General features: G+C 75.4%; 9 protein-coding genes. 1 reads left to right on the top strand and 8 read right to left on the bottom strand.

Features of this window, described 5'->3' with window-relative positions:
* Positions 1-1,253 (bottom strand): amidohydrolase (locus ACFV0Q_RS30580; RefSeq protein WP_385009605.1); only part of this gene is annotated, 1,253 nt, incomplete at its 3' end.
* A gap of 167 nt (positions 1,254-1,420) precedes the next feature.
* On the opposite strand from ACFV0Q_RS30580, the gene ACFV0Q_RS30575 reads away from it, so the two are divergent.
* The gene (locus ACFV0Q_RS30575; protein ID WP_007268044.1) at positions 1,421-1,594 is read left to right on the top strand and encodes a thiazolylpeptide-type bacteriocin; all 174 of its coding nucleotides are present in this window, start codon (positions 1,421-1,423) and stop codon (positions 1,592-1,594) included.
* Between the two features lie 84 nt (positions 1,595-1,678).
* Here ACFV0Q_RS30575 and ACFV0Q_RS30570 read toward each other — a convergent pair whose 3' ends face one another.
* From ACFV0Q_RS30570 to ACFV0Q_RS30540, 7 genes are all read right to left on the bottom strand, one after another.
* Entirely contained in the window at positions 1,679-3,646 is a 1,968-nt protein-coding gene (locus ACFV0Q_RS30570; RefSeq protein WP_385009604.1) for a TOMM precursor leader peptide-binding protein, read from the bottom strand.
* On the bottom strand, positions 3,643-4,398 hold the full coding sequence (locus tag ACFV0Q_RS30565; RefSeq protein ID WP_385009603.1) for an ABC transporter permease: 756 nt from the start codon (positions 4,396-4,398) through the stop codon (positions 3,643-3,645). The genes ACFV0Q_RS30570 and ACFV0Q_RS30565 overlap by 4 nt, the downstream gene beginning before the upstream one ends.
* Positions 4,395-5,366, bottom strand: a complete 972-nt coding sequence (locus tag ACFV0Q_RS30560; RefSeq protein WP_385009602.1) for an ABC transporter ATP-binding protein — start codon at positions 5,364-5,366, stop codon at positions 4,395-4,397. The genes ACFV0Q_RS30565 and ACFV0Q_RS30560 overlap by 4 nt, the downstream gene beginning before the upstream one ends.
* A 61-nt stretch (positions 5,367-5,427) precedes the next feature.
* Complete coding sequence (locus ACFV0Q_RS30555) at positions 5,428-6,540, bottom strand: peptidase M50 (protein ID WP_385009601.1); 1,113 nt, start codon at positions 6,538-6,540, stop codon at positions 5,428-5,430.
* Entirely contained in the window at positions 6,537-7,640 is a 1,104-nt protein-coding gene (locus tag ACFV0Q_RS30550; protein WP_385009600.1) for a lantibiotic dehydratase C-terminal domain-containing protein, read from the bottom strand. Before ACFV0Q_RS30550 ends, ACFV0Q_RS30555 begins: the two co-directional genes overlap by 4 nt.
* Positions 7,628-10,417, bottom strand: a complete 2,790-nt coding sequence (locus ACFV0Q_RS30545; protein ID WP_385009599.1) for a lantibiotic dehydratase — start codon at positions 10,415-10,417, stop codon at positions 7,628-7,630. The genes ACFV0Q_RS30550 and ACFV0Q_RS30545 overlap by 13 nt, the downstream gene beginning before the upstream one ends.
* A 39-nt stretch (positions 10,418-10,456) precedes the next feature.
* Positions 10,457-11,082 (bottom strand): nitroreductase family protein (locus ACFV0Q_RS30540; RefSeq protein WP_385009598.1); only part of this gene is annotated, 626 nt, incomplete at its 5' end.

The following is an 11,082-nucleotide window of genomic DNA, read 5'->3' as shown; positions in this document are numbered from 1 at the left end:
CCCAGGCAGGTCAGGGCGGCGGCCATGAGGGCGGCCACGCCCGCGGGCAGGGCCGTACGGGCGTCGGGGGCGAAGTCCGGGGCGTGGTTGGCGGGGAGCGAGGCCAGCTTTCCGGCCGCGCCCTCCCCGGGCGCCGCCGCCCAGGCGGCGGGCCCGATCACGCCCAGCATCCAGTAGGCGAGCCGCACCCCCGACGCGCCGTGCACCGCCCGCCCCGCGTCGCCGAACAGCCCGAAGTCCTCCGTGGCCAGGGACGGCGGCCACATCGCCACCCGCTCCGCCCCGAAGTGCGCCGCGTGCGCCTCCCGTACGGCGGCCGTCGTCGCCGGGTCGGGGTGCGTGACGGGGGATTCGCGTTCGCGGACGATCTCCGGTTCGCGGGGGCAGCCCGAGGCGGCGCACTCGGCGCGGACGATCCGCTCGACGGCGGCCGCCGCCCGCGCGAGCGCCGCCCCGCCCGCCGCCCGTACGGTGATCGCCAGCTCGGCCCGCTCCGGGATCACGCTGGCCCGCTCGCCCGCCCGGAACGAGCCCACGGTCACGGCCACTTGCTCCGACGGCGCCGCCTCCCGCGCCACCACCGTCTGCAGCCGGGTCACCACGTGGGCGGCCGTCACCACCGGATCCACCGTCAGGTGCGGGGCGCCCGCGTGCCCGCCCCGCCCGTGGACCACGACCCGGAACGTGACGCTCCCCGCGGTCATCGGCCCGTACCCGTGCGCCACCATCCCGGCCGGCAGCGGCGCGCTGTGCTGCGCGAGGACCGTGTCCGGGCGGCCGACGCGCTCGTACAGCCCGTCGGCCAGCATCGCCCGGGCGCCCTCCAGGGTCTCCTCCGCGGGCTGCCCCACCACCACCAGCGTGCCCCGCCAGGCCTCCGGGGCGGCCTCCGCGAGCAGGGACGCGGCCCCGGCGGCAGCGGCCAGGTGCAGGTCGTGCCCGCAGGCGTGCGCCACCGGGCCCTCGCTCGCGTACGGCAGTCCGGTGGTCTCCCGTACCGGCAGCGCGTCCAGCTCGGCGCGCAGCACCACCGTCGGGCCCTCGCCCCGGCGCAGCACCCCGGCCACGCCGTGGCCGCCGATCCCGCGCGTGGTCGCGTACCCGGCGGCCTCCAGCCATCCGGCGAACAGGCCGGCCGTGCGCCGCTCCTCGCCCGACAGCTCCGGGTGCCGGTGCAGATCGAGGTAGAGCGTGGTCAGCGGCTTGGCGACGGAGGGGAAAGCGGCGAATGCGGCGGAGGCGGTCAGGGTCATGAAGCCATGGTCGGCCACCGGGTCCGGCCGGATCCGTCACGCCGCTGGCAACTTCTGTCAGCGGAATGTCAGAAGGGGACCGGGCGGGATGACGGCGTGACCGGTTCTCCTGGAAGGGCACCACACGGAGACGGCCGTCCCGCGGCCGTACAACTGAAGGAGTTCCCATGGAGAAGTCGCCGCTCGCCTCGCTCGCCGACGAGATCCTGGAGCTGGAGTCGGAGACCTTCGAGATCTCGGACTACTCGGACGCCAGCGAGGTCGTGCTCGCCGGTTCCACGAGCTGCAGCTCCACCTCGACCTGTTCCTCCACCACCAGCACCACCTCCTGTAGCGCCTGACCCCAGCACCGCAGGGCCGTGCACACGGATGCCCCGGACCCCTCGCACGAGGGGTCCGGGGCATCCGGCGCGTGTGGCGGGCGTTCAGGGGAAGGGGTGCGGCACCAGCCGGATCTCCGCGTCCGTCAGATCGGTGTCCCGGAGTCCGGCGCGCCGGGCCGCCGTCCGCAGCCGCGGCAGGTACGGGGCCCGTTGGCGCGACCAGCCGAAGTCGATCGGCAGCAGCCCCGGGACGATCGCGCACACCGTGTGCAGCCCCGCCCGGCGCTGCTCCGGAGTGGTCTGGTCGACGACGATCACATCGTGCCCGGCGGCCGTCAACTCGCCCACGCACAGCAGCAGGTCGTCGCGCAGATCACCCGTCCCGGGCCGCCCCCGCTCCTCCCACGCCCCGTACAGCTCCGCCATCGGCCGTACGGCGAGCGGCTCCCGGTACGGGCGCACGTACGGGGACATCGCGGGCAGCCCGTACAGCTGGGCGTGGTCCTTGAGGTGCTTGACCAGGGCGAAGTCCCGCGTCATCGCCTCCAGTTCGGGCCGCCGCTCCGCCACCTGCCCGGGCAGGTGCGGGATGTAGGTCAGCACCTCCGACAGGGCGGCCTCCACCGCCGCCGCCGGGTCCAGCGCCGCGCCCGCGCCGAACGAGTACAGCCCGGGCCCGCCGTCACGTCGTACCGCGAGCCCCGTGACCACGGGCACCGCCAGGTCGATCCGGTTGTCGAAGGCGTGTACGCCGTACCCCCGCAGGCCCGCCCGGTCCACCATCATCCGCACCGCCGGCCCCGGTACGGAGGCCAGGTCGATCTCCGTCAGCCGCTGGCCCCCGTACCAGGCGAGCAGGAAGGCGTCCCGCTCGATCAGCTCCAGCAGCGCGCCGAGCAGCGCCTCCTCCGGGCAGCCGCCGATGGCGCAGCCGTTGGAGCACTCGAAGACGAAGTTGTCGGCGGCGAGCCCCGCGCTGTAGTAGGCCAGGCGCGCCGGGACCAGCACCGGCCTGTCGTCGCGCAGCGAGTGCCCGTACACCCAGGGGATGGGCCGCTCCGGGTCGAACGGCGAGACCAGCGGGTCGTCGCGGTAGGTCGCGTCCGGGTAGAACCCGCACTCCGCCGGGTCCAGGGCGCGTGCGCCGAGCTCGGCGTACGAGGCGGTGAGCACCTCGGTGGCGCCGGTGCGCCGGTGCGTGCCCGCGTACCGCTCCAGGCCCTCCAGGAAGGCCAGGTCGCGGCTGGCGGAGAAGCTGTTGGCCTGCCCGCTCCAGGTGACGTCGGTCAGGCCCGCGTAGCCGCGCATGAAGACGCTGCCCGCGACGGGCGCGGTGGTCGGCGAGGTCACGTTGATCCAGGTGCCGCCGCCGAGCACCCCCGTCACCGGATTGGCCAGCGCCTCCCGCGGCACCGGGTACGAGGAGGCCTGGCGCAGCCGCTGCGCCCCCGGCGACGGCTTGGGCCGCGAGACGGGGCGGAAGGGCCGCGGTACGTCGGTCCCGCGCGGGCCGCAGTCCGGGCAGAGCGGGTCGGCGGCCAGCGGGTACGTGCGCACCTGGAGGGTCTCCAGGTCCAGCCGGGACACCTGGGGCAGGGCCCGGTCGGCGGCCAGCGGCCCGGGGGCGCTCGCCTCCCCGCCCCGGACGGCCGCGTGCAGGGCCGCGACCGCGTCCAGCGCGTACGGGGACAGTCGGGTCCAGTGCGCCCCGACGGCGGTGACGGGCCCGGTGCCCGTCTCCAGCGCGTCGCGTTCGCTGCGGCTGCGCAGCCGCTGCCAGCGCATGGCCAGGCACTGACCGCAGGCGGGCGCGCCCCCGTCGCCGCCCCAGGGCCCGAGCAGCACGGCCCGGGCGGTGAGGTGGACCCGGGCGCCCGGCCGCACCGCCGCGAAGGGGTCGGCGGCGCGCGGCCCGAGGGCGTCGTGCACCCCCAGCGTGACCACGGCGGCCGCCTCGCCCGTCCCGCCCGTCCCGCCCGCCCCGGCCAGGGCCCGCTCCAGCTCGCGCCGCGCGGACTCCATCGGGGTGCCGGCCGGGGCCTCGGCCGAGGCCGTGCTCATCGCGGTCATGACTGGTTGCTCCAGCGGAAGGTCTTCAGCCCGATCCCGCCGAACAGCAGGGCGAACCCGCACAGCGCCGCGCACCCGATCCCGATGGTGGCGAGGGAGCCCGAGCCGGTCAGCGCCCCGGTCGCCGCGTCGTTGAGGTAGCGCAGCGGCAGCACCCGGGAGACCGACCGCAGCCAGGACGGCATCATGTCCAGCGGCAGGAAGGATCCGGACAGGAACGCCATCGGCACCATCAGGCAGTTGGCGATGGCGGCGACCGCCTCCGGGGTGTTGGCGAAGGTCCCGACGATCACGCCGATCGCCATGAACGCGGTGATGCCGGCCACCAGCGCGGGCAGCACCAGCGGCCAGCGGCCGTCCAGCACCAGCCCGAAGCCGGGCAGCATGGCGACGGCGACGAACACCGCCGCCTGCACCACGCCCACCACCAGCGACAGCACGTAGCGGGAGGCCAGCACGGTGGTCAGCGGCGTCGGCGTGAGCCGGATCAGCCGCAGCAGGTCGTCGCGCCGCCACTGCATGAGGGTGAAGGCGATCCCGAAGACGGCGGCGTTGGCGACGCCCCAGGACATCACCCCGGGCGCGATGTACGAGATGTACGGGCGGCCGCTCTGCTCCACGTCCTGGCCGCTGAAGATCAGGCCGAACACGACGAGGAAGAGGAGGGGGAAGGCGAAGGTGAAGAAGAGGGTGGCCTTGTCCCGGACCTGGGCCCGGTATCCGGCTGCGGTCAGTGCCGTGTACGCGCTCATGCCCGGGGCTCCTTGGTGTGTGCGGGGGTGTGGCCGGCGGCGGGCCCGTGGTGGCCGGTGAGTTCGAGATAGACGTCCTCCAGGGTCGCCGTGCGGGTCATCACCCCGTCGAGCCCGGTGAGGGCGTCGACGGCCTGGAGGACGCGGCCGGGGGCCGAGGTCTCCAGCACCAGCGAACCGCCCTGCTCGCTCACCCGGTCCACGCCCTCCATCGCGGCGGCCTGCGCGAGGCCTATCCGTCCGGCCGGGACCAGCAGCCGGGCCGGGGCCCCGGCGGCGGAGACCAGCCGGTGCGGGGAGTCGAGGGCGGCGATCCGGCCCGCGACGAGGATGGCCACCCGGTCGCACAGGGCCTCGGCCTCGTCCAGGTGGTGGGTGGTGTAGACGATGGTGCGGCCCTGGCTCTTGAGGGCGCGCAGCACCTCCCACAGGTCCCGGCGGGCCTGCGGGTCCAGCGCGGCCGTCGGCTCGTCCAGGAAGATCAGCTCGGGGTCGTGGACCAGCGCCGAGGCGATGGCGAGCCGCTGGCGCTGGCCGCCCGAGAGGTTCTCGACCAGGACGTCGCGCTGTTCGGTCAGCGCGACCGTCTCCAGCGTGCGGTCCGCGGCGGCCGCGTCCTTGCGGTACAGCCCCGCCACGGTCGCCAGGTGCTCGCGCGCCGTCTGCCGGACGAAGAAGGCCGAGGCCTGCGTCTGTACGCCGATCCGCGGCAGCAGCGCCGTGTTGCGGGGCCAGGGGCGGTGGCCCAGGACCTCGACGGTGCCGGAGTCGGCCTGGCGCAGGCCCTCGACGATCTCTATGAGGGTGGTCTTGCCCGCGCCGTTGGGGCCGAGGAGGCCGAAGAACTCCCCGCGGCGCACGTCGAGGGAGATCCCGTCGACGGCCTGGCGGTCGCCGTAGCGCTTGCGGACCTCCTGGATGGCGACGGCGACGGGTGCGTCGGGCGGTGGGGTGCGGTCAGTCGTCATGGGCGGTGCGGTTCCCTCGGTGTCGGAGACGGGGTGGGGGGAAGGTCGAAGGGGCTGGGGTTCACGTGCGGACGGTGAGGACCACGGCGGCCGTCACGGCCCCGGCCGCCAGCAGGACGAGCAGGGCCGAGCCGATCCCGTAGCCCAGGTAGAGCCGCCGGGCCCGGTCCGGGTACGCGGCCGCGGCGGGCCGGTCGCGCAGCCGCAGCCGCAGGTACGCCGAGCTGGCGGGCGCCAGCCGGGTCACGCGCAGCGCGTGCCCGAGCAGGGTGTAGCCGTCGAGCGGCGGCAGCGGGACCAGGTTGACCAGGGCCTGCGCGCTGCCGAGCAGCAGCAGCGCGCCCAGCACCCGGCTGGTGGCGTCGCCCGCGGGCAGGGCGGTCCACCAGCCGAAGAAGGGCAGCAGGAACAGCAGGTTGGCGAAGGCCCCCGCCCCGGCGACGGCCAGCTGGTGTCGACGGCGCGGCAGGTAGCGGTAGTTGTCTACGGTGCAGTACATGATCGCGACGGGCAGCCGCCAGCGCAGCCCGATCTCCCCGACCGTGCCGCCGACGTGCCGGGCGGCGATCCCGTGCGCGAACTCGTGCAGCGCGGTGCTCAGCCACAACAGCGTGACCACCGCCAGCAGGGGCACCGGACGCGACAGCAACCACCACAGGTCCTCCAGGAGTTCACCGGCCGAGCAGGCCAACACCCCTTCCATGCCCAGGCATACGAGGATCAGAGCGCCCACCACCACCGGCCGCAGGGCCGGCCGCAGGAACCGGTGCAGCCGCGCGGTCGTGGCATCGGCGTCCGCGACCAGCCGCAGGGTCCCGCGCAGCAGGGTCCCGGTGCGCTGGGGCCCGGGACCGGCGGCCGGTTCGGGGGCCGGGCCGCCCGCGAGCAGCCGCCGGGCGCCGAGCAGGCCCAGCAGCTGCTGCCAGTTCCGCTCGCCCAGCCGGCGCCCGAACGTCTCCCCGTACGCCGCGCCGATCTCCGCGAGGCTGCGCGAGCCGTCCAGCCGCGAGACCAGGAAGTACTCCTTCGGCCCGATCTCGAAGGAGGCCCCGGAGACCGGGTCCTTCACCAGGTGCACCACGGCCGGGCCGTTCAGCAGCGGCGGCGACAGCAGGATCCCGGGCCGCAGCGCGGGCCGGTGCTCCAGCATCCCCGAGGGCGCGGGGGCGCTCACGGCCCGACCGCCCGCGCTCCGGCCGCCTCCTGGGCGGAGTCTGCGGCCGCACCGGGCGCCGAGCCCCCGGGCATGCCCTCGCGCAGCACGCGGCCCAGCAGGTGCGCGAGGTAGGCCTCGTCCCGGATCGTCACGTGCAGCCGGTTGTTGGTCATGTGCATGTACGGCGAGAGCAGCAGCGGCAGCGCCACCGCCGGATCCGTCACCCGCTCGTCGCGGCTCCCGTCCCAGGACCGGAAGACCAGCTCCCCGCCGGCCGCCAGGGCCTCGGCGCGCCGCCGCAGCTCGCGGCAGTGCTCGGCCCAGCCCGCGAGGAAGCCGGGCAGCCGGCCGGTCTCCCCGGAGGCCAGCGCCTCCAGCACGCCCTCGAAGCGGCGCGCGAGCCCGGGAGCGGTCTGCTCGTACGTCTTGTCGTACTCGGCGGAACCGATGAAACCGGTGCCGGGGAAGGCCTGGTGCCAGAACCGGTAGTAGCGGTCGAGATAGCCGCCGAGCTCCTCCCGGTCGGGCAGGAACACCCCCGCCATCACCATCATCAGCTGCGCCGAGGTGCCCAGGAGCACCGTCCGCAGGTGCAGGTTCATCGAGCCCAGGGCCTCCATGACCAGATCGCTGGAGTGCGCGAAGTGCCACTCGGCGAGCTCCACCCCGGCCGGGCCGCCGTACTTCCCGAACTCCGGCTCGTACGGCTCGTAGGCGTACGAGTTGTTGGGCCGCAGGTTCATCCGGCCGTCGGCGCCCATGAACGCGGCCCGGTCCCCTTCGGGGAACTCGATGTCGAAGAGGGTGTTGTAGAACTCGTTCAGGAAGCCGGAGTCCACCTCGTACAGCGCGGGCCGGGCCCGCAGGAAGGCGGACACCGCCTCCTCGGTGCGGCGGCGCACCTCGTCCCCGGCTTCCGGGCTCACCGGCCGCAGCCGCAACCGCACGTGCGGCCCCTCCAGCCAGTAGTTGATGAAGAAGTGCCCCGCCAACAGGCCGTCCCGGGTGAGCGAGGCGATCAGCGGGCGCACGCACCGCACCAGCAGGGGCTGCGGGTTGGCGGCGTAGAAGATGTGCATGGCCTGCCACGCGCCACGCGTCGGGGTCAGCTCTGACATCTGGAAGTGCCTTCCGTGTCTGAAGGGTTGGGGACGGTCGTGGTGAAGGTCTCGACGGCGAGTTCGGCGACGTGCGCCCCGCGGGCCGAGAAGGTGTGCAGGGCGCCGGGGTCCGGCAGCATCTCGCGGAAGACGACACGGTGGCCGGGCTCCCGCAGCAGCGGCTCGAAGGCGGCCAGCGAGAGCAGGCTCGCGAAGTCCACGTACTGAGGTTTCGCGCCGAGCGCGGACGCCCCCGCCGACACCGTCGCGAACACCCGCTCCGGCAGCCCGTGGGCGCGGCGCCAGCGCTGCCACTCCAGGAAGTGCGCGGCCTCGCGGGCCCCGCGCGCCGGCAGCTCGCCCGCCGTGGTGGTCCAGCTGCGCCGGCTCAGCACCACGTCCCCGTGCACCACCCGGGGGCGCGCGCCGACCCCGCCGTGCGCCACCGCGTCCGGCACCCCCGCCCACACGTCCAGCGGGGACATCGAGGACGGCGAGAGCAGCAGCAGGGTGCGCGGTACGACGGGCAGCGCGAGCGGCACCAGGTAGCCGAGGTACACCGGGATCACCCGCACGCCCAGGCGGCGCGAGCGCAGCACCACCCGCCCCGTCCGCGGCTCGTGCTCCGCGTACAGGTCGTCCAGGCGCAGCAGCCGGTCCTCGGGCAGGGTGCCGCTCTCGCCCGGGCAGACGATCTCGTACTCGGTGAGCCGCCCGTGCAGGTTCAGGTTCGTGGTGACCGGCCCGCCGGTGACCTCGGCGAACACCGCGCCCGGCGGGGTGACCGCGGCGGCCGTGGCCCGCAGCTGCCCGTCGAGGGAGGGCTGCCCGTCCCGCTCCTCGTAGACGTGGGTGAAACGGCTGAAGGGGAAGGACAGCCCGCCGTAGGAGCGGTTCAGCACGGTCAGCTGCCCGCCCGTGGCCGGGTCGCGGGCGAGCTGCACGTGGTGGCAGCGCGGCGCGAACCCGGGTACCACCGGCTCCAGTTCCTCCGCCACGGCCGCGATGTCGGCCTCGGTCAGGCGCAGTTCACCGCCGTCGCCGCGCTCCTCGTACGCCGCCCAGTGCTCCCGCATCCGGCCGGTGAAGGCCCGCCGCGCCGCGTCCAGGGCGCGGATCCCCGGCAGGCCGAGCCAGTTCTCCTCCGGCACGTACGCGCCGCGCGCGTCGAAGGGGGTGCGGCGCGCGGTGAACGACAGGTACTGGTCGAAGAAGTCCTCGTGGAAGTCGTGGACCAGGCCCAGGAGGTCCTCGCAGCGGCCGCCCCGCCCGTAGCGGGCGGTGAAGAACCCCTCGAAGGTGATCCGCTGGGCGAGGGTCAGGTCGAAGGCCGGCAGGATCCGCTCCACCGAGCGCAGCGCGCCGCCGCCCGAGCCCTCCCGCGCCCACGCGGGCTCCGGCGCGGCCAGCTCGCGGCCCGCGCTCACGTCCTCGTAGACCAGGGTCTGCGGCAGCGGCGTGTCCGCGGCCGCGCCGAGCTCCTCCTGCGCCCGGCGCAGTCCGGCGCGCAGCGCGAGCAGCAGCCGGGCGCGCTCGGCGCGGTCCGCGTGCGGATAGCGCTCCAGCACCCGGGCCGGTGCCTCCAGCAGTTCCGCGAGTCCGTCGGCCCAGGGCCGCTCCAGCCCGGCGAGGGAGCGCTGGAAGGCGCGTACGGGATCCCCGCCGTGCACCTCCGTGTCCAGGCACGGCACCCGCACCATGCCCAGCTGGAGCAGCGCGCCGATGTACGCCTCGCACTCCTCCGGGGCCGCCCCGTGCTCCGCCGCCAGCCAGTCGGCCAGCTCCCGGTGGCGCAACTCCGGTTCCCCCGCCTGCGCTTCGCGCTCCGCGAAGAGGGCGAGCAGCCGGTCGAGGGTGCCGCTGCGGCGCAGGAAGAACAGCCGGTCCTTGACCGCGTCGAAGGTGACGGCGGCCGAGTCGTCGCCGGCCGTGACCGAGCGGCGCACGTAGCGGATCCGGTCCTCCTCCCGGCCCCAGCCCGGGGCGGGGCGCAGCGGCAGGTCCCGGCGGCGCTCCGGATCGGCCTGCACCAGCTCGGCGAGCCGGGCCAGCACCACCACGTTCAGCCGGACGTGGCTGCTCCAGTGGTCCTCCACCCGGATCCCGTCCGTCCCCGCCTCCGGGGTGAACCGGCCGGTCGCCACCCCGGTGAAGGTGCTGAAGGGGCTGGTCTTGCAGGCGGTGCGGTAGAGGTACGAGAGCACGGAGCGCTCGGCCTTGCGCGCCCGGCCCCCCGGCACCCGGCCGCCCGCGGTGGCGTCCGCGTACGCGTCGAGCTGCCCTTCGAGGACCGGCGAGGCCAGCAGCAGCCCGTGCCGCAGCCGTTCGTCGCCCAGCAGCTCGCGCAGCGCGGCCCGGCCCCGGTTCAGATCGGCGGCGAGCAGCGGCTCGCCCTCGGCCAGCAGCTTCCGCAGCTCGCCCACCCGCAGCAGCCAGCCGCCGAGCCGCTCCACGGCGGCCCCCGACCCGGGCCCCCCGAGCTCGGAGAGGGTGCGCAGGGCGGCCTCGGGGTCGGCGGGCGGGCGCCCGTTGTGGATCTGGCGCCGCAGCCGCAGCAGTGCGCGGCGCCGGGCCGCGTCGGGCCCGCCGGGCTCCGGATCGGTCGCGCCGACCGCCCGGTGCAGCACCTCGCTCAGCCACTGCGCGTCCGCCCGCAGCGCGTCCTCGGCCGCGAGCACGTCCGCCGCCCAGCGCCGGGTGTCCGCGCAGCGCAGCGCGTCGGCCGCGGTCAGGGGCAGGCCGGCCACGCGCAGCATGAAGCGGTCGCCCGCTCGCCATTCGGTGGTGGTGTTCATCCTGATCGTCCGCTTCTCTCGTGGGCTCTCGGCGCCCGGTCAGGCGATCTCGTGGCGGAAGTCGGCGGGCCGCGGCCGCTCGTGGCCGAGCAGCATGATCAGCAGTGGCGCCTCGTCGGTGTCCGTCAGCCCCAGCCGCTCGGCGTACGAGACGTTGTCGAAGCCGAGCGCCACGCCCGCGCCCAGTCCGTGCGCCGCGGCGGTGGTGTAGAAGGTCTGCGCCACCGCGCCGACGGCCGCGCCGACGAGGCGGTAGCCGCGGTCGCCCACCGCGTCCAGGACCGCGGTGGTGCGTACGGTCGGCACGATCACGGCCGCCGCCTGCTCCAGGTTGTAGTTGGACAGGAAGTAGTTGCTCTGCAGGAAGGGGCCCGGCGCCCCGGGTACCACCAGGCGCAGGGTGTGGGCCGCCGGGTCGTAGGCGTAGCTGCCCGGGTCGATGCCCTCGACGTGGTTGACGAAGGCGTACAGGGAGGTCAGCGGCGGCGCGTCGGGCCGTTCGGCCTCACTGCCGGCCCGGGTGGCCGCGCAGTCGGCCAGCGCCGCCGCCAGCTGCGACGCCGTCACCGGCCGGGTGGCGTCGAAGCGGCCGAAGCTGCTGCGCCGCGCCCGCAGCGCCGCCGCGGGCTCCAGCGGGGCGGCGGCCGGGGCGGGCAGGGGGACAG

It is taken from the genome of Streptomyces sp. NPDC059564, assembly GCF_042735575.1.
GTDB lineage: Bacteria > Actinomycetota > Actinomycetes > Streptomycetales > Streptomycetaceae > Streptomyces.
Note: the sequence above shows the minus strand (reverse complement) of the source record. Positions and strands in the feature narration are given on the sequence as shown.